Below are 17,942 nucleotides of genomic sequence, written 5' to 3'. Positions count from 1 at the left end.
CCCACCAGGAGACACGCATGGACGAGACGCAGGACGCGATCATCATCGGCGGCGGCATGGTCGGGGCGGCCGTGGCAGCGGCGCTAGGCCAGGTGGGCATGACGGTGACGCTGATCGAGGGCGGCGCGCCACCGGCGTCCATCGCCGACGGCGAACCCTTCGACCTGCGCGTCTCGTCGCTGAATCTGGCCTCACAGCGGCTGCTGGAAAGCGTGGGTGCCTGGCCCTTCATTCCCGAGGCGCGCCGCTGTCCCTTTCGCCATATCGAGGCCAGCGACGCTGCCGAGCGTCGTCATATTCGCTTCAGCGCCGCCGATCTGGGGCTCGCCGATTTCGGCCACTTCGTCGAGAACCGGATGATTCGCCGCGCCCTGTGGCAGCGCCTGGCCGAACTGCCCAGCGTCACGACGCTTTGCGATGCCAGCCCCACCGCACTGATCCGCGGCGGACAGCACGCACTGGTCGAACTCGAAGACGGTCGCCTGCTGGCCGCTCGGCTGGTGGTCGGCGCCGACGGGGCCGGGTCGCGTACCCGCGAGCTGGCTGGCATCGCCACCCGGGATGCGGATTACCGGCAGCGGGCACTGATCGTCAACGTCCGCACCTGCCGGCCCCAGCAGGACGTGAGCTGGCAGCGTTTCACACCCACCGGGCCCCAGGCCATGCTGCCGCTGCCCGGCCCTCACGCTTCGCTGGTGTGGTACGACACCGACGCGGCCACGCGCGAGCGCGAAGCGCTGGATAACGAATCGCTGCGCCGGGCCGTCGAAGCGGCGTTTCCTGCCCGCCTGGGCGGCATCGACACCGTGCTCGGGCGCGCCAGTTTCCCCATTCGCCGCCGCCACGCCGAGCGCTACACGCGCCGCCGCCTCGCCCTGGTCGGCGATGCCGCCCACGTCATCCATCCGCTGGCCGGCCAGGGGCTCAATCTCGGCTTGCAGGACGCCGCCGAGCTGGCCAGGCAGGTGACCGCCGCCCATGCCGCTGGCGAGGATCCGGGCAGCCGACAGGCATTGGCCGCCTATGCCCGCATCCGCCGCCCCCAGACCCTGGCGATGATGGCCGCCATGGAGACCTTCCACCGCCTCTTCACCGGCCCGGCGCCGCTGCGCCAGGCCGGTTCCGCCGGCCTGGGAGTCGGCGAGCGTCTCGGCATCGCCAAGCAGGGGGTAATGCGCCGCGCCCTCGGCATCTGAAGGACACCCGTCATGCTGGAATTCCGTCAGGTCCGCAAGGCCTACGCCACGCCTCAAGGGCCGCTGCCGGTGCTGCGGAGCGTCGATCTGTCGCTTCGCCGCGGCGAGAGCCTGGCGCTGATGGGCGAATCGGGCAGCGGCAAGTCGACCCTGCTGCACCTGGCCGCGGGGCTCGACCGGCCCGATGATGGCGAGGTTCGGCTCGCCGGCCAGGCGATCTCCTCGCTCGGCGAACCCGCCCGGGCGCGGCTGCGCCGCGACACCCTGGGGCTGGTGTTCCAGCAGTTCCACTTGGTGCCGAGCCTGAACGTGGCCGACAACTTGCGCCTGCAGGCGCGCCTGGCTGGACGCGAACGCCCTGACTGGTCGACGTATCTCCTGCAGCGCCTGGGGTTGGCGGGACTCGAGACACGCTACCCGGAGCAACTCTCCGGCGGCCAGCAGCAACGCCTGGCCATCGGTCGCGCCCTGGCACCGCGCCCGTCGTTGCTGCTCGCCGACGAGCCTACCGGCAACCTCGACGAAACCACCGCCGACGCCGTGCTCGCCCTGCTGCGTGAGCTGGTGAGCGAAGCCGATAGCGCCCTGCTGGTGGTCACCCACAGCCCCCGCGTCGCGGCTCCGCTCGACCGCTGCCTGCGCCTGACCCATGGGCGGCTAGGGCCAGCAACGCTCACGGAGCCTGCCAAGTAATGCTCACCGCGCTGGCTACGCTGCTCTCCCACTACCGCCGCCACCCCGGTCAGCTGGTCTTGCTGCTGCTCGGCCTGTGGGTGGCCAGCGCGCTGTGGAGCGGCGTGCAGGCGATCAACGCTTCGGCCCGCGACAGCTACGCCCGCGCCGAGGCGATGTTCGCCACCGGTCTGGATCGCCTGGAACGCCGCGACGGCGAGCCCCTGACCCGCGACGACTTCCTGCGCCTGCGCCGCGCCGGGCTGCCCGTCTCGCCGCTGTTGGAAGGCGAGGTCGAGGCGCCGGACGGCTCGCGCCTGACGCTGATCGGCATCGATCCGCTCACCCTGCCCGGCGACAGCGCCTTCGCCACCGCCGGCAGCCGCGGTGAGCTCAGCGGCTTTCTCACCCCGCCCTGGCAGACCCGCCTCGCCCCGGATAGCCTCGCTGCGCTGGGCCAGAGTGCCAGCGAAGCCTCTGGTGCCGAGCCGCGACTGGCCGACGGCCGGCGCCTGCCACCGCTGGCCCTGGTGTCGAGACTGCCGCCTGACACCCTGGTCATGGACATCGCTGCGGCGGCGAAACTGCTCGAGCACGGCGAAACGCTCAGCCGACTGGTCGCGGCGCCAGGGGCCCTGCACGAGGCACCATCCGGCTTCCTGCTGACCCGCGCCGACACTCGGCTCGAACCGGGCCAGCTCACCGAGAGCTTCCACCTCAACCTCACCGCCATGGCGCTGCTGGCATTGGTAGTGGGGCTGTTCATCGTCCAGGCGGCACTGGGCCTGGCGCTGGAGCAGCGCCTGGGGCTGCTGCGCACGCTGCGTGCACTCGGCGTCTCCGCTCGCCAGTTGGTGGGGCTGCTGGCACTCGAGCTGGTGCTGCTCGGTGCACTGGGAGCGCTTGCCGGCATCGTCAGCGGGGTGTGGCTGGCCCGGCTGCTGCTGCCCGACGTGGCTGCCACCCTGGAGAGCCTCTACGGAGCCCAGGTCGCCGCCGAACTACGGCTCCCCTGGCACTACTGGCTGGGTGGGCTGGGCGTGACCCTCGGCGGGCTCTTCCTCGCCGGCAGCGGCGTGCTGTGGCGAGCGGCACGGCTCAGCGTACTGGGCCTCGGCCAGGCCCAGGCGTGGCGTGCGGGCTTCGTGCGACAGCTGCGCGGCCTGACACTGGCCGGGGCGCTGGTTGCCGTGGTTGGGCTCGCGCTGTGGATCTGGCTCAGCCGTCAACCATCCGGCGAGGGGCTCATCGCCAGCTTCGCGCTGATCGCCGCGCTGCTGCTGGCCAGCGCCCTGTGGCTGCCACCGCTACTGGGGCTGCTGATCGCCGGCCTGGCCCGGCTGCTCCGTCACCGGCCGCTGGCGCAGTGGGCATGCGCCGACCTGCAGCTTCAGTTGCCGCGACTCTCACTGGCCATGATGGCACTGCTCATCGCGCTTTCCGCCAACCTGGGCATCGGCAGCATGGTGGGGGGCTTTCGCCTCACCTTCCTCGACTGGCTCGACCAGCGCCTGGTCGCCGATCTCTACCTGCGCCCGCCACCGGAACGCTTCGCCACCGTCGCGGCATGGCTCGACGAGCGCGCCGAGGTGGCCGAGACGCTGCCCACCCGCCATGCCGAAGGAACCCTGCGCGAGGCCGAGCGCAATGGCACCGCTCGCCCGCTCGACCGGCCGGTGAGTCTCTACGGCATCACCCCCGGGGCAGCGCTAACGCCCCACTGGCCGCTGCTCGATACCCAGGCCGGCCGCGACGCTGCCTGGCAGGCCTTCCGCGAGGGGGCGGCCTTCGTCAACGAGCAGTTGGCCATTGCCGAGGGGCTCGCCCCGGGCGACGAGATCGTTGTGAACGCCGGAGGGCGCCGCGATACGCTCGCCGTGGCAGCGGTCTACCCCGACTACGGCAATACCCGCGGCGAGGTGCTGCTCGCCACGCCGCAGCTCGCCGCACGCTTCGGCGGCGAGGCGAGTTCCATCGGCATCGTGCTCAACGCGGGGGCGAGCGGCGAGGCGCTGGACAATGCCCTGCTCGAGCGCTTCGCGTTCGGCCGCGATGCACTGGTCGACCAACGCGAGGTGAAGCGGCTGGCAGTGACGATCTTCGAGCGCACTTTCACCATCACTCGCGCGCTGAGCGCCCTGACTCTCGCTGTGGCCGCCCTGGCGCTGCTGGCCAGCCTGCTCGCCCAGGCGAGGGAGCGCCGCCGACAGTTGGCGCCGATGTGGGCACTGGGAGTGCCGCGGGCACGCCTGGCGGCGGTGCAGTTCGCTCAACTCGGCGGGGCGGCACTCGCCACCGGCCTGCTCGCGCTGCCGCTCGGCAGCCTGCTGGCCCTGGGACTGGTGGCGGTGATCAACGTCCCCGCCTTCGGCTGGCGGCTGCCGCTGCACCTCTTTCCTGGCGAGATGGCACTGACGCTCGCCACCGCCGTAGGCGTCGCGCTCGCCGCCGCCGCCCTGCCGGCCCTGCAGCTGTGGCGCACGCCGCCTCGCGCCCTGCTCGCCGAGGAGGAACGCCCATGAGCTGGCGTCTCTTGGCCCCTCTCTGCGCCCTGCTGGCCGCGCTGTGGCTGGGTGGCTGCGATACCGACCGAAAGGCCGACCAGGACGCCGGTTTTGCCGGCCTGGGCGAGGCCGCCGGCGACTTCGCCCAAGCGCGCCCCGGCACGCCACTGCACTTCCCCGACGACCATGGCCCACACCCCGATTACCGCATCGAGTGGTGGTATCTCACCGCCAACCTGGAGGATGAAGCGGGCGAGCCCCTGGGTGCCCAGTGGACGCTGTTCCGCCAGGCACTGGTGCCACCCGATGCACGCCCGACGCCCACACCCTGGGCGGCCGACCAGCTGTGGATGGCGCACCTTGGGGTGTCGCAGGGCAGCACCCATCGGGTGGCGGAGCGCTTCGCGCGCAGCCATTCGGCTCGCGATGATGGCCAGGCCGGCGTGCGGTCCAGCCCTTTCCGGGCCTGGCTCGACGACTGGACGTTACGCGCACGAAGCGAAGGCATCGAGGCGGACACTTTCGACCGGCTCACGCTCGACGCGCACGAGAACGACGAGCGTGGCGGCTTCGGCTACCGGCTCGAGCTCACCGCCGAGGGTCCGCTGGTGCTGCACGGCAACGGCGGCTTCAGCCAGAAGGCCGTCGACGGCCAGGGCTCGATGTACTATAGCCAGCCGTTCTGGCGGGTCGATGGCGAGGTAACGCTGGACGGCGAGACCCGCGCGGTGCACGGCCGGGCGTGGCTCGACCGCGAGTGGAGCAGTCAACTGCTCGACGAGCGCCAGCAGGGCTGGGACTGGTTCTCGCTGCATCTCGACGACGGCCACAAGCTGATGGCCTTTCAGCTACGTGGCAGCGGTGAGGCCGGCAGCGACTACCGCTCGGGCACCTGGGTCGCGGCCGACGGCACGACCACGCCGCTCGCTCCGGACGAGCTCACCCTCACGCCGCTGGCCAGCGCCAGCGTCGAGGGGCGCGAGCTGCCCACCCGCTGGCACCTCGAAGTGCCGAGCCAGGACATCGACGCGGTCGTCCAGGCGCCTCATAGCCAACGTTGGATGCGCACTTCCGTGCCCTACTGGGAAGGTGAGGTGACGGTGACCGACCGCGAAAGCGGCGAGGCGCTGGGCGAAGGCTATCTGGAGATGACCGGGTATTGAGGCGAGCGCACCGGCTCAATGCCGCGCGCGGAAGTGCTGCTCGCCCGGGGCGATGTCGTTGCGCAGACGGTCGCGGAGTTCAGGGTCGAGCGTGGGATCGTCAGGTGCCACCAAACCGCATTGCGAGAGCGCGCGTCGCACGCTCATCCTTTCTCCCAGGCGCTCGTAGACGACACGAACGCAGCAGGGCATGCGTTCGCTGTTGTCAGCGACTCCAAGCTTCAAACCGGTCAGACGATGCACCTGGCTCTGGAAGCTGGGAAACAGGATGGTTTGGGTCACTTCGTTGCCGTTGAGCGTTTCATGATCGACCAGAAAGAGGCGATCTGCCAAACGGACGGCAAGACCATGATAACGGTTGTGGCAAGTGCGAGCACCGGAGCGTACCCGCATGCGTTCGGTACGCTGGTAGACCACACCCTGCTCACGAGCCTCCAGACAGACCAGCGTGCGGATCAGCCAACCGGGCTGGGACATCGAGTGGTAATACTCGAAGTAGCACCCGAGGTATCGCGCCATCCCCTCCTGCCCCTGGGACAGCAATTCGCTCGGCCATTCCGTGGGCAACCCAAACGCCGCCGAGCGAGCATGGCGGCCGGCCTGAACCAGAGTGCGAAACTCCGCATGGGGTAGGTCGAGTTCGTGCGACTCGACACCGAACAAGTCGCAAATGCGCTGCAGGGTGACGTGGCGCGGACGGTGGCGTCCGCTGAGGTAGCGATTGAACTGGGCTCGGTTGATATCTAGCCGCCGGCAGACCTCGGCAATGGAGGGGTAATACCCACACAGCAGGCGCAGATTGGCTACGAAATCGTCTTGCATGCCGCTGGCTCCAGGCCACTGAACCGGACTCGATGGTGCAGACTGGTGCACTCCGAGTGCGCCAAGTATGCACCGCTGTGCATCGTTGCGCCAAGTTTCCGCGGCCGGCTCAGCTGCTTCAATTGCGAAGCGCTACCAACAAGACAACAGCGGAGACCATCATGCTCGATCTGCTCAACGAGCTCCTCTGGAGCAAAATCCTTCTCGTCCTGCTGGTCGCCGTGGGCATCGGCTTCACCGTCGCCTCACGCTTCGTCCAGTTTCGCTACTTCGGCCGCATGTTCCAGATACTGGGATCCGGCCAGGCTTTCCGTCATGACGAGCACGGCCACCTCAGCAGCTTTCAGGCGCTGGTGCTGTCGGTGGCCGGCCGTGTAGGCGGCGGCAACATCGCCGGCGTCGCCGTGGCCATCACCCTGGGCGGCCCGGGAGCGGTATTCTGGATGTGGCTGGTCGGGGTGATGGGCATGGCCACGAGCTTCCTGGAATGCACCCTGGCTCAAACCTTCAAACAGCCTCAAGATGACGGCACCTATCGCGGTGGCCCAGCCTATTACATCGTCAAGGGCCTGGGCCGCAACTGGCGCTGGCTGGCCGGTTTCTACTCGGCGCTGCTGCTGCTGACTTTCGGTTTCGCCTTCACCGCTCTGCAGTCCTACGCCGTCTCGACCTCCTTCAACGACGCCTTCGGCGTGCCGGTCTTTTACAGCGGCATCGCCCTGGCCATGCTGGTTGGCCTGATCATCTTCGGCGGCATCAAGCGAATCGCCCGCATCTCGGAGGTGCTGGTACCTTTCATGGCCGTGGGCTACCTGGCGATCGCACTGATCGTCGTCGGCATGAATGTCGACCGCGTGCCCGAGATCGTGACCCTGATCGTCAAGAGCGCCTTCGGTCTCGAGCCGGCCATCGGTGGCGGCATCGGCGCGGCCATCATGATGGGCCTCAAACGCGGACTGTTCTCCAACGAGGCCGGCCTCGGTAGCGCACCGAACGTGGCCGCCGTGGCTTATGTTCCGCACCCGGCCAACCAGGGCATCGTGCAGGCCTTTTCAGTATTCATCGACACAGTCATCATCTGCTCATCCACCGCCTTCTTGATTCTGCTCAGCGGCGTTTATGACCCCGGAGCCGGAGGCAACGTCGAGGGCATTGCTCTCACCCAGGCGGCGCTGGCCGACCACGTCGGCGAGTGGGGCCGCTCCTTCGTCAGCGTAGCGCTGCTGCTGTTCGCCTTCAGCACCATCCTCTACAACTACTACCTGGGCGAGAACAGCCTGAATTTCTTCAGCCGCAACAATCAGAACCTGTTCAACGCCTTCCGCGTCGCCATCGTCCTGCTGGTGTGCTGGGGAGCCACCACCGACCTGGGCACGGCATTCGGCTTCGCCGACGTGACCATGGGCCTGCTGGCGGTGACCAACCTGGTCGCACTGATCCTGCTGTTCAAGAAGGGCCTTCGCATCCTCAAGGACTATGACGATCAGCGCCGCCAGGGCGTCTCTCAGCCGATCTTCGACGCCAGCCAGCATTCCGACCTGAACCTCTATCCGCAGGCTTGGGAACTCGAGCCGGAGGACCGGGAACGTCTACGGGCCAGCGGCGCCCAGGCCCAACCCGCTCCTGCAACCAAGGCGTGAGTATGGCTCGCCTGCTGGTCCTCTACACTGGCGGCACCCTGGGCATGGAACCCTCGTCGGGGGGCTACGTGCCCTCGCCGCATTTCGCCGAGAGGCTGCAGGCGGCGCTGGCGGCCCAACCGTCAGATCGCCTACCCAACCATGACCTGCAGGCCCTGAACCCGCCGATCGACAGCGCCGATCTGGCGCCCGCGGCCTGGAATCGGCTGATCGACGCTCTGTCCGCGGCATGGTCGAACTACGACGGCTTCGTGATCCTGCACGGCACTGACACCCTGGCCTACACCGCCGCCGCACTCTCCTTCCTGCTCGACGCCCTGGACAAGCCGGTGGTGCTCACCGGCGCCCAAATCCCGCTGGGCGAGCCGCGCAGCGACGCCCTGAACAACGTCCTCCTGGCCCTGCAGGCGGCCGGGCACCCATGCACTCCCCGCGAGGTGTGCATCGCCTTCCATGACCGCCTGCTGCGCGGCAACCGCGCACGCAAATGTCGCGCCCAGGGCCTGGATGCCTTCGACTCGCCCAACGCGCCCTGGCTCGGCGAGGCGGGCATCGCGCTGCGCCTCGCCGAACTCCCTGCGCTGCCGACTGGTGCTCCCAACCTGACCCCGGCCGCCTTCGAAGCAGGCCGTGTCGGCGTATTGCACTGCCACCCTGGGCTGGCAGCGGGGCAGGTCGCCCGGCAACTCGACGATCCGCAGCTGCAGGGTCTGGTGCTGCTGACGTACGGCATGGGCAACCCGCCGGGACTCGACGGTCAGCTGCTCGCCTGCCTTGGCCAAGCCGTCGAACGCGGCCTGGCCATCGTCAACGTGACGCAATGCAGGCAGGGCTCCGTACAGCAGGGCGCCTACGCCAGCGGCGGGCGACTCAACGACATCGGCATCATCGCCGGGCATGACATCACCCCCGAAGCGGCGATCGCCAAGCTGGAGGTGCTGTTAGGCCGCGCAAAGCGCGGCCAGGTGCTGCGCGACGCCCTGTCCCGCCCGCTGCGCGGCGAGATGAGCACACTACCGTGACGGAGTCGCCAACTCCCGGCGTGCTGATTCTGGCTCTGATGGTGCAGGCCAGGCCGGTGAGCGGTATCGTGACGCTGAGCCGCCACTTCGCTCGAGCAGTCTAAGGTCATACGACGCCTGCTCATCCGGCCGAGCGTGCCCATGTCCCAGGAGATCTGCCATGCTGCCCAGCCTGTTCATTTCCCACGGCTCGCCCATGCTGGCCCTGACCGAGACGCCGGCCCACGCATTCCTGCGCGAATTCGGCCAGGCCCTGGCCCCCGAGGCCGTGGTGGTGGTGTCGGCCCACTGGACCACCGATCGCCTCGCGGTCAGCACGAGCGCGCGTCCCGAGACGATTCATGACTTCGGCGGCTTCCCCCAGGCGCTGTTCGAGATCCAGTACCCAGCTCCCGGCGAGCCGGAATTGGCGATGCGCCTGGCCCGGGCGCTCAACGCCGTGCCCACCGAGCGCGGCCTCGACCATGGCGCCTGGGTCCCGCTGTCGCTGATGTTTCCCAACGCCGAGGTACCGGTAGTCTCGCTGTCGCTGCCGCTGACCTGGTCGAATCAGGCCCTGATGGAGCTTGGCGAAAAGCTGACGGCGCTACGTGATGAGAACGTGCTGGTGATCGGCTCGGGTAGCCTGACCCACAACCTGGGCGAGCTGCAGGCCCCGGACGCCGCAATGCCGGCCTGGGTGGGCGAGTTCGCCGACTGGGTGCACGCCCGCCTCGTGGAGGGCGACCGAGCCGCGCTGCTCGACTGGCAAAGCGCGCCCCAGGCCAGGCGCAATCACCCCACCCCGGAGCATTTCCAGCCGCTGCTGGTGGCACTAGGGGCAGGCGGCCGGGCCGAGCGGCGCCACCACAGCGTCGAGCACGGCGTACTGGCCATGGATGTCTACGCCTTCGCCTGACGGCAGAACCCCTGCCGGCGGTGCTGGGCAAGCGGGCGCGCGGCGACGTAAAGTGTACAACGGTCGTTACCGTCTCGTGAGACCCATCATGACAGCTCAACGCTCAGCGCTCCTTCACCACAGCGTCGTACCCTGCCGGAACGCTCGGCTGATGCTGGTGGTCTGGCTTGCCATGCTGGCACTCTCGGGCTGCGCCAGCCGTGAACTCTCCACCCGCGATGCCGAGGGTCTGAGCATGGAGCGGGCGCTGATCCTGGCCGAGGCGAAGCGGGCACTGGGTACGCCGTACCGGCTTGGCGGCAGCGACCCACGCGGCCTGGACTGCTCGGGCCTGGTGCAGATGACGCACTCGCGCGCCGGCATTCAGGTGCCGCGTACTGCCGAGCAGCAGTTCGAGGCCTTGCCTTCGGTCGACTCGGCGCGCCCCGGCGACCTGCTGTTCTTCGCCACCGGCCGTGGCGGCAAGGCCAGCCACGTAGGGATCTACCTGGGCAACGACGAGATGATCCATGCCCCCGGACGCGGCCGCCGGGTGGAGCGTACCTCGCTGACCCTGGCCTACTGGCGCGAACGTTTTCTGGGCGCCGCCGGCCCTGCGCCCTGAGCGTCGGCCACTGCCCCCCAACAGGCGAACGACACACAACAGCCCCCGACGACGCCCCCTTCGCGTCAGCCCAGCTGGCGATACCTCATTTCCGCTCCATGGAGGCCCTCGGGTTCGCATTGGCACCCGTCTCGTACTCAACGCCGTGATCGCGAAGGTACTCACGAATCATCTGGCGTACCACCTGAGACGGTGTCAGGTCCTGAGCGGCGCAGAGCTGCTCGAAGGCGCGCTTCTTGTGGGGGTCGATCAACAGGGTCAAACGTGCCGTCTTCTTTTCCATCGCATGTCTCCCGCCATTATTAACATTGAATGTTAATACCTGGCACTGACATGAACAACGGTGGAGAGGTTTGTCGACAATGCAAACGATATGTTAATGTGATTTGCATACGATACAACTCTCGCCCGGCATGCGTCATCGGCTCGATCGCGGCGTTGGGCGCACCTGACGAGGATCCAGCCCATGGCACGCCATCGGCCGTCGCTCTCCCTTCCCAGCATCGCCGCCGGCCTGCGCGCCGCGTTGCGAGACGGCTACGGCCTTGCCGACCTGCGCCACGACATCCTGGCCGGCCTGACCATTGGCACCGTGGCCGTGCCGCTTTCCATGGCATTGGCCATCGCCACTGGCGTTCCCCCGCAGCATGGGCTCTACACGGCGATCGTCGCCGGGGCCATCATCGCTCTGACTGGCGGCTCGCGTTTCAATGTCTCGGGCCCTACGGCGGCCTTCGTCGTCATACTCTTCCCCATCGTCCAACAGTACGGGCTGGGCGGTCTGCTGATCGCCACGATGATGGCCGGCCTGATCCTGGTGGTTCTCGGCATCGCTGGCATGGGGCGCCTCATCCAGTACGTGCCCTATCCCGTGGTGCTGGGCTTCACGGCGGGAATCGCAGTGGTGATCGCGGTACTGCAAGTGCCCGACTTCCTGGGCCTGGAGGTCGGGCAACTCGGCGAGCATTTCATCGACAACCTGGGCCGGATCGCCGCTTCCCTGCCCAGCCTGGATCCGTTCGAGCTGGGGGTCGGAGCCTTCACGCTGGGCGTCATGCTGCTGTGGCCGCGCCTGCGCGTGCCGGTGCCGGCTCCTCTGGTCGGGTTGGTCGCCGGAGCGGTCGTCGTCTACGCAATCAACCGGATGTTCGGCGATCCGGCCACGGGCAATGCGGTGGAAACCATTGCCTCGCGTTTCAGTTGGGAGGTCCATGGCGAGACGGGGGTGGGCATCCCACCGATCGCACCGAGCTTCGCCGCGCCCTGGCGGTTTCCGGGTGCGGACGGCGAGCCCCTGATACTGAACTTCGCGCTGATTCGCGCGCTGCTCGGCCCGGCATTCGCCATCGCCATGCTGGGGGCGATCGAGTCGCTGCTGTGCGCCGTCGTCTCGGACGGACTGACCCGCACCCGACATGACCCCAACGCCGAACTGATCGGCCAGGGGCTCGGCAACATCGTGGCGCCACTGTTCGGCGGCATCACTGCCACGGCCGCCATCGCCCGCACCGCCACCAACATCCGCAGCGGTGCCCGTTCGCCGATCGCGGCAGTGGTGCACGCGCTGGTCGTGCTGCTCTCGGTGGTCGCCCTGGCGGGCCTACTGGGACTGGTGCCGATGGCTGCGCTGGCGGCTCTGCTGTTCATCGTCGCCTGGAACATGAGCGAGGCGCGCCACTTCCTGCACACGCTGCGCTCGGCACCGCCGGGCGACGTGGCCATCCTGGTGACCTGCTTCACCCTGACCGTACTCTTCGACATGGTGTTGGCGGTGGCCGTTGGCATCGGGCTGGCCGCTGCGCTGTTCATCCGGCGCATGTCACTACTGACGCAGACCCAGCGCATCGACTCAGGAGCCCCCAGCCTCGATGGGCTGCCCGACGAGATCGCCCTCTACGACATCAATGGTCCGCTGTTCTTCGGCGCTGCCGAGAAGGCACTCACGTCGCTGCATCTCGTGGATCGTCGGGTACGGGTCGTCATCCTCGACATGCATGACGTGCCGAGCATGGATGGCACGGCGATCGTGGCGCTCGAGGCCCTGATCGACGAGATGCACCGCGAAGGGATCGCACTGGTGCTGGTCGGCCTGCCGACGCGAATCCTCGTCAAGCTGCGCCGGGCGGGCATCCGCAAGGCCGCCGGCCGGCTGACGTACTGCCGCGAGCTGTCGCACGCCCGCAGGGTGGCCCTGCGCTGGCTCGCTCGGGCCGCCTGAGGCGTGCTCGACGACGCAGTGCCCCAGCGCGGCACGGACTCTGCCCGCGGAGGCCTTTACAGCCGCGCAATCCATGCGGATAGTGACGGCATGACGACAGGGGCGCCGTGGCGCATGGCCACGGCTGAGACGTACCCTCGGAACCTGACCCGGATAATGCCGGCGTAGGGAGTCGTGCAGCGGCGCTCGCCGTCTGCCTCTCCCGCGCCCGGGAGGCCCACATGACCTTTGCGATCGAACCTGCGACTCACCTCGCCCGCCTGCGCGAGACGGTGCCGCTCGTCCACAACATCACCAACCTGGTGGCCATGAACAGCATGGCCAACGTGCTGCTGGCCATCGGCGCCTCGCCGGCCATGGTGCATGCTCGCGAGGAAGCGGCCGAATTCGCCGCCCTGGCCGACGCCCTGAGCGTGAACATCGGCACCCTGTCGCCACACTGGGTGGACGCCATGGTCGATGCGGCCGGCGCCGTACGCTCGGCCGGCAAGCCCTGGGTGCTGGACCCGGTGGCCGTAGGCGCCACCCGCTATCGCCGCGAGAGCGTTGCCCGGCTGTTGGCCCTGTCACCCGACGCGATTCGCGGCAACGCCTCGGAAATCATCGCCCTGGCCGATCAGGGTGCGGGCGGCCGCGGGGTGGACAGCACCCACGCCGCGGAGTCGGCCCTCGGCGCCGCCATCGCCCTGGCCCGCCATACCGGTGGCGTGATTGCCGTCACCGGCGAGGAAGACCTGGTCACCGACGGCCGGCGGATTGCGCGCATTCGCGGCGGCCACTCCCTGATGCCCAGGGTCACCACCCTTGGCTGCGCGCTCACCGGCGTGGTGGCGGCCTTCCTGGCCGGCAGCGACGACCGTTTCGAGGCGACGACGGCGGCCCTGGCCTGCTACGCCGTGGCCGGCGAACTGGCCGGCGAAAACGCTGGCGGCCCCGGCAGCTTCATGCCGGCGTTCCTGGATGCGCTCCACGCCCTGGAGGCCGAAACCCTGACCGCACGACAGTGCCTGGAGGTAACCGATGCGCCTTGATCTCTCCCTCTATCTGGTCACCGACCCACGGCTGTGCACCGAACGCGGCCTGGTGGAGACGGTGGTGGCCGCGGTGCGCGGTGGGGTGACGCTGGTTCAGCTACGCGACAAGCACGCCAGCGACGGCGTACTGATCGACCAGGCGCGGCGCCTGAAGGCGGCCCTGGCCGGCAGCAAGGTGCCACTGATCGTCAACGACCGTCTGGCGGTGGCCGTGGAGAGCGGTGCCGACGGCCTGCACATCGGCCAGGACGACGGCGACGTGGCCGAGGCCCGCGCCGCGCTGGGCGAGGCGGCGATCCTCGGCCTCTCGGTACAGACCCACGAGCAGATGGCCCGGGTCGACGCCGACAGGCTCGACTACCTGGGCCTGGGCCCGGTGTTCGCCACCCCCAGCAAGCACGACCACGCCGAACCGCTGGGCTTCGCGGGGCTCGCTTCACTGGTTGCTGCCAGCCCCCTGCCGGCCGTGGCCATCGGCGGACTCAAGGCGGAACACGCCACGGCGGTGCGCGATGTCGGCGCCCAGGGCGCGGCCGTCGTTTCGGCCATCTGTGGCCAACCCGACCCGGAGGCTACCGCCCGGGCGTTCTTCACGAAATAGGCCGCCGCTTCATTGCGATGCGGCGGCCATGGGAGAGCGATGGCCCGTTCGGGCCACCCTCGTGAGCCGGGCATTCAGTGCGCCAGCATTTCCCGCACGATGCCCTCGCCATCCAGGTGCGAAGGATAGTAGGTCGGCCAGTTCGTGACCTCTTCCAGCAGCGCTTCCCGATCGTCGCCCCAGTAGAGGTGGAAGTGGTCGGCGTCGGTCGGGTAGATGGCATGATCGCTGAACTGGATGTAGCGAGGTAACGCATCGCCACCGTCTTCGAGTTCGAAGATGAACCGTACCCCTCGATTGCCGGCTTCGTAGGTCAGGATCTCGTACCCGTCGTAGACGTACTCGCCGGTTCTTTCTTGCCCCCCTTCGTAGAAGGAGACGGAATTCCCGTCGATCACGATGCGCTCGACGTCCGTCCGGTACCCTGTTTCGTAATACGCCATGACCTCCTCGGCGGTTTTCCCGTCGTCATTCTCCGCCTTGTGGGCGAAGACCTCGTCGAGAGTGCCGTCCTGAAGGTAGGGGTAGACCGACTGCCAGTCGCCTTCCCAGTCGGACAGCGCCCGATCCTCGATCTGACTGTCCTCGAAATACCCCGAGTCGATGTCATCGTCATGGCCATGATCGTGCTCATGGTCGTGGTCGTGGTCGTGGTCGTGGTCGTGGTCGTGCGCATGCTCGTCGCCGGAAGGGGAGCTGTCGCCATCGGCGAAGGCCAACGGCGTTCCCGCCAACGATAGCAGGCTGATGGCGACGACACTCATTGTCTTCGGAAAAGTCAGTTCCATGGTTAACGCTCCTTTCGTGATCGATTGATGCAGGTTGGGTTGGGGTGAATGACGAGGCACTGCCATCAGGCGCTCGAGTCGCAGCGCGTCACGCCGTTGGCCAGTTGGCGCAGCAGTTGCGGATAGAGGTCGACACCGAGCGGAATGTCCACCCCCAGGGGGTCGATGACGATCGACGTCTCGACGCCGCTGCCCTCGAACACGCTCTCCACCAGCGCCGGGTTGAACTGCGGTTCGCGGAATACGCACTGAACGCCGAGTTCGGCGACCCGCTCCTGGATCTCGCGAATGCGCGCCGGACTCGGGTCAGAGGCATCGCCCAGAGCGATCGCCCCCACCGCCGGCACGTCGAAACGGCTCTCGAAATACTGATAGGCATCGTGGAAGACGATGAAGCGGGCATCGCGGGCGTCCGCCAGATGGCCGTTCAGGTCGTCGATCAGGGTTTCCAGCTCGGCCTGTCCCTCGGCCGCGTTCTGGCGGTAGACGTCGGCGTTGTCGGGATCGAGATCGGCCAACGACTCGGCGATGGCCTCGAGCCAGGCCTGGGCATTCACCGGATCGAGCCAGCCGTGGGGGTCGAGGCCTTCATGGGAATGACCGTGATCATGGTCGTGACCGGTCTCATGCTGATGGTCGTGATCGTGGTCGTGGTCGTCATGCGCATGTTCGTCGTGCGCATGATCATGGGCCTCGAACGTCGCCCCCTGGCGATACTCCAAACGCCGCGTGCCGGGAGCCTCCATTAGCTCCACCTTCAGCGCGTCTTCGGCCAGCGACTGCCGAGCCCTGGCCAGCCAGGGCGTCAGGTCGTCGCTGACCCAGAACACGACATCGGCACGCGACAGCGCCTCGGCCTCGGACGGACGCATGGAGTAACCGTGCGGTGAGGCACCTGGCTGGATCACCAGATCGGGCGATCCCAGCTCCCCCATCACTCGGTCGACCAGCGAGTGGACCGGCGGGATGTCCACGGCCACGGAGGGCACTTCGGCAACCGCAACGGCGGGTACCAACAGCCAAGGCAGGCAAAGAGGGCGTAGCAGCTTGTTTATCGTCATCGATCTCTCCAAAGGTTCCACCGCGAGAAGCATGCGATTGTGACGTTAATTGTTATGATATAACATACTTATCAATGTCAAGCCTGCATCTTCATGCCTGCCGTGCAACGGCCTGACGGCGACGATAGCGGAGGGACGCCATGCACCTGTTGTCGATAGACGATCTTCACGTCGCCCTCGGCGGGCGAACCGTCCTCGAGGGCATCGACCTGCACCTCGACCGTGGCGAGATCGTCACCCTGGTCGGCCCCAACGGCTCCGGCAAGTCGACCCTGCTGCGCGCCATCATCGGTGCCGTGCGCCCCGCCCGCGGCCGGCTCGTGCGCCAGCCGGGCCTCACCATCGGCTACGTACCCCAACGGCTGGCCATCGATGCCACCCTGCCGATGACGGTCACCCGCTTTTTGAACCTACCGCACCGCCACTCGACGCAGACGGTGCGCCAGGCCCTGGAGCAGGCCGGTGTTCCCAGCCTGGATCGACAGCAGGTGACGGACCTCTCGGGCGGGCAGTTTCAGCGCATCCTGCTCGCCCGGGCACTGCTGGAGGATCCCGACCTGCTGCTCCTCGATGAGGCCACCCAGGGCCTCGACCACCGCGGCACGGCCGACTTCTACCGCCAGATCGCGAGCGTGCGGCGCGAGCTGGGCTGCGCGGTGCTGATGGTCAGTCACGAACTGCACGTAGTGATGCGCGCCTCGGATCGCGTGGTGTGCCTGAACCGCCATGTCTGCTGCCAAGGCACGCCTGAACGGGTTCTCGCCTCGCCGGCCTACCAGGCGCTGTTCGGCCCCGATACCGGCGATGCCCTGGCGCTGTATCGCCATGCCCATGATCACGCCCCCTCTTCCGGCACACCCGCGCCACCGGCGGCCGGCGCCAACTCCCTGGAGGCCACCCCCTGATGCTCGACGATTTCCTGGTTCGCGCCGCCGTGGCCGGCTTTGGCGTGGCGCTCGCCGCCGCCCCGCTAGGGTGCTTCGTGGTGTGGCGGCGCATGGCCTATTTCGGCGATGCCACCGCTCACGCCGCCATCCTCGGCGTGGCGCTGTCGCTGCTGTTCTCCACCTCCATCTTCGCCGGCGTGCTGGTGGTGTCGCTGCTGATGGCCACCCTGGTCTCGCTGCTCAGCGGCCGGGGCTACGCCATGGACACCCTGCTCGGCGTCATGGCGCACTCGGCTCTCGCCTTCGGGCTGGTGGCGGTATCGTTCCTCTCCGGGGTCCGCATCGACCTCATGGCCTACCTGTTCGGGGACATCCTGGCCGTCGGCAAGGGCGACCTGGCGATCATTGGTGCCGGAGCGCTGCTGGTCGTCGGCATGGTGGGATGGCGCTGGTCGGCGCTGCTTACCGCCACCCTGGATGAAGACCTCGCCCAGGCCAGCGGCGTCGATCCCAGGCGCGAGCAGCTGGTGCTGACGCTCTCCCTCGCAGTGGTCGTCGCCGTGGCCTTGAAGGTGGTGGGAGTGCTGCTGATCGCCGCCCTGCTGATCATTCCCGCCGCCGCGGCCAGGCCCTTCTGCCGCACCCCAGAGGCCATGGCACTGCTCGCCGCGGTGATCGGAGTCGCCTCGACCACCGGTGGCCTGCAGGCGGCCTACTGGCTCGACACGCCCACCGGCCCGACCATCGTCAGCCTCGCCGCCATCCTGTTTGCCCTGTCCAGCCTGGCCGGACAGTTCAAACGTCGGCTACGGGTTAGCAGGTCGACGTAACG

Annotated in this window: 17 protein-coding genes and 1 riboswitch; of the genes, 13 read left to right on the top strand and 4 right to left on the bottom strand. The window is 68.1% G+C overall.

The features are described from left to right. Nucleotides 1-17: 17 nt before the first annotated feature. The 4 genes from GFD32_RS14465 to GFD32_RS14450 are packed head-to-tail and all read left to right on the top strand — an operon-like array spanning nucleotide 18 to nucleotide 5,535. The gene (locus GFD32_RS14465; RefSeq protein WP_163577309.1) at nucleotides 18-1,196 is read left to right on the top strand and encodes a UbiH/UbiF/VisC/COQ6 family ubiquinone biosynthesis hydroxylase; all 1,179 of its coding nucleotides are present in this window, start codon (nucleotides 18-20) and stop codon (nucleotides 1,194-1,196) included. Nucleotides 1,197-1,208: 12 nt separating this feature from the next. Further along, nucleotides 1,209-1,889: an ABC transporter ATP-binding protein gene (locus tag GFD32_RS14460; RefSeq protein ID WP_163577308.1), complete on the top strand. Its 681-nt coding sequence runs from the start codon at nucleotides 1,209-1,211 to the stop codon at nucleotides 1,887-1,889. Continuing rightward, nucleotides 1,889-4,390: an FtsX-like permease family protein gene (locus GFD32_RS14455; RefSeq protein ID WP_163577307.1), complete on the top strand. Its 2,502-nt coding sequence runs from the start codon at nucleotides 1,889-1,891 to the stop codon at nucleotides 4,388-4,390. Before GFD32_RS14460 ends, GFD32_RS14455 begins: the two co-directional genes overlap by 1 nt. Next, a complete protein-coding gene (locus GFD32_RS14450; protein WP_163577306.1) occupies nucleotides 4,387-5,535 on the top strand; it encodes a lipocalin-like domain-containing protein in 1,149 nt (382 codons plus the stop codon). Before GFD32_RS14455 ends, GFD32_RS14450 begins: the two co-directional genes overlap by 4 nt. Before the next feature lie 15 nt (nucleotides 5,536-5,550). On the opposite strand, the gene GFD32_RS14445 is transcribed toward GFD32_RS14450, so the two are convergent. Further along, on the bottom strand, nucleotides 5,551-6,357 hold the full coding sequence (locus GFD32_RS14445) for a helix-turn-helix domain-containing protein (RefSeq protein ID WP_163577305.1): 807 nt from the start codon (nucleotides 6,355-6,357) through the stop codon (nucleotides 5,551-5,553). A 161-nt stretch (nucleotides 6,358-6,518) separates the two neighbouring features. On the opposite strand from GFD32_RS14445, the gene GFD32_RS14440 reads away from it, so the two are divergent. The 4 genes from GFD32_RS14440 to GFD32_RS14425 all read left to right on the top strand — a co-directional run bounded on the left by GFD32_RS14440 (nucleotide 6,519) and on the right by GFD32_RS14425 (nucleotide 10,521). Beyond that, nucleotides 6,519-7,997, top strand: a complete 1,479-nt coding sequence (locus GFD32_RS14440; RefSeq protein WP_163577304.1) for an alanine/glycine:cation symporter family protein — start codon at nucleotides 6,519-6,521, stop codon at nucleotides 7,995-7,997. Between the two features lie 2 nt (nucleotides 7,998-7,999). Beyond that, a complete protein-coding gene (locus GFD32_RS14435) occupies nucleotides 8,000-9,019 on the top strand; it encodes an asparaginase domain-containing protein (protein ID WP_163577303.1) in 1,020 nt (339 codons plus the stop codon). Nucleotides 9,020-9,179: 160 nt separating this feature from the next. Beyond that, nucleotides 9,180-9,917 (top strand): dioxygenase family protein, encoded by a 738-nt coding sequence (locus GFD32_RS14430; protein WP_163577302.1) that lies wholly within the window; start codon nucleotides 9,180-9,182, stop codon nucleotides 9,915-9,917. A gap of 151 nt (nucleotides 9,918-10,068) precedes the next feature. Further along, entirely contained in the window at nucleotides 10,069-10,521 is a 453-nt protein-coding gene (locus GFD32_RS14425; protein ID WP_240455667.1) for a C40 family peptidase, read from the top strand. A gap of 85 nt (nucleotides 10,522-10,606) precedes the next feature. Here GFD32_RS14425 and GFD32_RS14420 read toward each other — a convergent pair whose 3' ends face one another. Further along, nucleotides 10,607-10,804, bottom strand: a complete 198-nt coding sequence (locus tag GFD32_RS14420) for a CopG family transcriptional regulator (protein ID WP_163577300.1) — start codon at nucleotides 10,802-10,804, stop codon at nucleotides 10,607-10,609. A gap of 183 nt (nucleotides 10,805-10,987) precedes the next feature. On the opposite strand from GFD32_RS14420, the gene dauA reads away from it, so the two are divergent. The 3 genes from dauA to thiE all read left to right on the top strand — a co-directional run bounded on the left by dauA (nucleotide 10,988) and on the right by thiE (nucleotide 14,374). Beyond that, complete coding sequence (gene dauA, locus GFD32_RS14415) at nucleotides 10,988-12,739, top strand: C4-dicarboxylic acid transporter DauA (RefSeq protein WP_163577299.1); 1,752 nt, start codon at nucleotides 10,988-10,990, stop codon at nucleotides 12,737-12,739. Between the two features lie 88 nt (nucleotides 12,740-12,827). Continuing rightward, a riboswitch (TPP riboswitch) is annotated at nucleotides 12,828-12,927 on the top strand. Between the two features lie 33 nt (nucleotides 12,928-12,960). Further along, nucleotides 12,961-13,770: a hydroxyethylthiazole kinase gene (thiM, locus tag GFD32_RS14410; protein WP_163577298.1), complete on the top strand. Its 810-nt coding sequence runs from the start codon at nucleotides 12,961-12,963 to the stop codon at nucleotides 13,768-13,770. After that, a complete protein-coding gene (gene thiE, locus GFD32_RS14405; RefSeq protein WP_163577297.1) occupies nucleotides 13,760-14,374 on the top strand; it encodes a thiamine phosphate synthase in 615 nt (204 codons plus the stop codon). The genes thiM and thiE overlap by 11 nt, the downstream gene beginning before the upstream one ends. A 74-nt stretch (nucleotides 14,375-14,448) precedes the next feature. Here the strand turns inward: thiE and GFD32_RS14400 are convergent, their stop codons facing one another. Both GFD32_RS14400 and GFD32_RS14395 read right to left on the bottom strand, forming a co-directional pair. Beyond that, on the bottom strand, nucleotides 14,449-15,162 hold the full coding sequence (locus GFD32_RS14400; RefSeq protein ID WP_163577296.1) for a ZinT family metal-binding protein: 714 nt from the start codon (nucleotides 15,160-15,162) through the stop codon (nucleotides 14,449-14,451). 65 nt (nucleotides 15,163-15,227) lie between these two features. Further along, complete coding sequence (locus tag GFD32_RS14395) at nucleotides 15,228-16,223, bottom strand: zinc ABC transporter substrate-binding protein (protein WP_163577295.1); 996 nt, start codon at nucleotides 16,221-16,223, stop codon at nucleotides 15,228-15,230. Between the two features lie 140 nt (nucleotides 16,224-16,363). Here GFD32_RS14395 and GFD32_RS14390 point away from each other — a divergent pair, with 140 nt between their 5' ends. Both GFD32_RS14390 and GFD32_RS14385 read left to right on the top strand, forming a co-directional pair. After that, entirely contained in the window at nucleotides 16,364-17,128 is a 765-nt protein-coding gene (locus tag GFD32_RS14390) for a metal ABC transporter ATP-binding protein (RefSeq protein WP_163577294.1), read from the top strand. Next, entirely contained in the window at nucleotides 17,128-17,940 is an 813-nt protein-coding gene (locus GFD32_RS14385; protein ID WP_163577293.1) for a metal ABC transporter permease, read from the top strand. Before GFD32_RS14390 ends, GFD32_RS14385 begins: the two co-directional genes overlap by 1 nt. Nucleotides 17,941-17,942 lie beyond the last annotated feature (2 nt).

This window comes from Halomonas faecis, from assembly GCF_010993975.1.
Taxonomy (GTDB): Bacteria; Pseudomonadota; Gammaproteobacteria; order Pseudomonadales; family Halomonadaceae; genus Halomonas; species Halomonas faecis.
This window is presented reverse-complemented; position numbering and strand designations above follow the sequence as displayed.

What these genes read in the sequence shown, in the direction of transcription:
- thiE (WP_163577297.1), top strand. Translation starts at nt 13,760, where the DNA reads ATGCGCCTTGATCTCTCCCTCTATCTGGTCACCGACCCACGGCTGTGC.
- GFD32_RS14420 (WP_163577300.1), bottom strand. Translation starts at nt 10,804, where the DNA reads ATGGAAAAGAAGACGGCACGTTTGACCCTGTTGATCGACCCCCACAAG.
- GFD32_RS14390 (WP_163577294.1), top strand. Translation starts at nt 16,364, where the DNA reads ATGCACCTGTTGTCGATAGACGATCTTCACGTCGCCCTCGGCGGGCGA.
- GFD32_RS14455 (WP_163577307.1), top strand. Translation starts at nt 1,889, where the DNA reads ATGCTCACCGCGCTGGCTACGCTGCTCTCCCACTACCGCCGCCACCCC.
- GFD32_RS14385 (WP_163577293.1), top strand. Translation starts at nt 17,128, where the DNA reads ATGCTCGACGATTTCCTGGTTCGCGCCGCCGTGGCCGGCTTTGGCGTG.
- GFD32_RS14435 (WP_163577303.1), top strand. Translation starts at nt 8,000, where the DNA reads ATGGCTCGCCTGCTGGTCCTCTACACTGGCGGCACCCTGGGCATGGAA.
- GFD32_RS14465 (WP_163577309.1), top strand. Translation starts at nt 18, where the DNA reads ATGGACGAGACGCAGGACGCGATCATCATCGGCGGCGGCATGGTCGGG.
- GFD32_RS14425 (WP_240455667.1), top strand. Translation starts at nt 10,069, where the DNA reads ATGCTGGTGGTCTGGCTTGCCATGCTGGCACTCTCGGGCTGCGCCAGC.
- GFD32_RS14445 (WP_163577305.1), bottom strand. Translation starts at nt 6,357, where the DNA reads ATGCAAGACGATTTCGTAGCCAATCTGCGCCTGCTGTGTGGGTATTAC.
- GFD32_RS14440 (WP_163577304.1), top strand. Translation starts at nt 6,519, where the DNA reads ATGCTCGATCTGCTCAACGAGCTCCTCTGGAGCAAAATCCTTCTCGTC.
- GFD32_RS14460 (WP_163577308.1), top strand. Translation starts at nt 1,209, where the DNA reads ATGCTGGAATTCCGTCAGGTCCGCAAGGCCTACGCCACGCCTCAAGGG.
- GFD32_RS14395 (WP_163577295.1), bottom strand. Translation starts at nt 16,223, where the DNA reads ATGACGATAAACAAGCTGCTACGCCCTCTTTGCCTGCCTTGGCTGTTG.
- thiM (WP_163577298.1), top strand. Translation starts at nt 12,961, where the DNA reads ATGACCTTTGCGATCGAACCTGCGACTCACCTCGCCCGCCTGCGCGAG.
- GFD32_RS14400 (WP_163577296.1), bottom strand. Translation starts at nt 15,162, where the DNA reads ATGGAACTGACTTTTCCGAAGACAATGAGTGTCGTCGCCATCAGCCTG.
- GFD32_RS14430 (WP_163577302.1), top strand. Translation starts at nt 9,180, where the DNA reads ATGCTGCCCAGCCTGTTCATTTCCCACGGCTCGCCCATGCTGGCCCTG.
- dauA (WP_163577299.1), top strand. Translation starts at nt 10,988, where the DNA reads ATGGCACGCCATCGGCCGTCGCTCTCCCTTCCCAGCATCGCCGCCGGC.
- GFD32_RS14450 (WP_163577306.1), top strand. Translation starts at nt 4,387, where the DNA reads ATGAGCTGGCGTCTCTTGGCCCCTCTCTGCGCCCTGCTGGCCGCGCTG.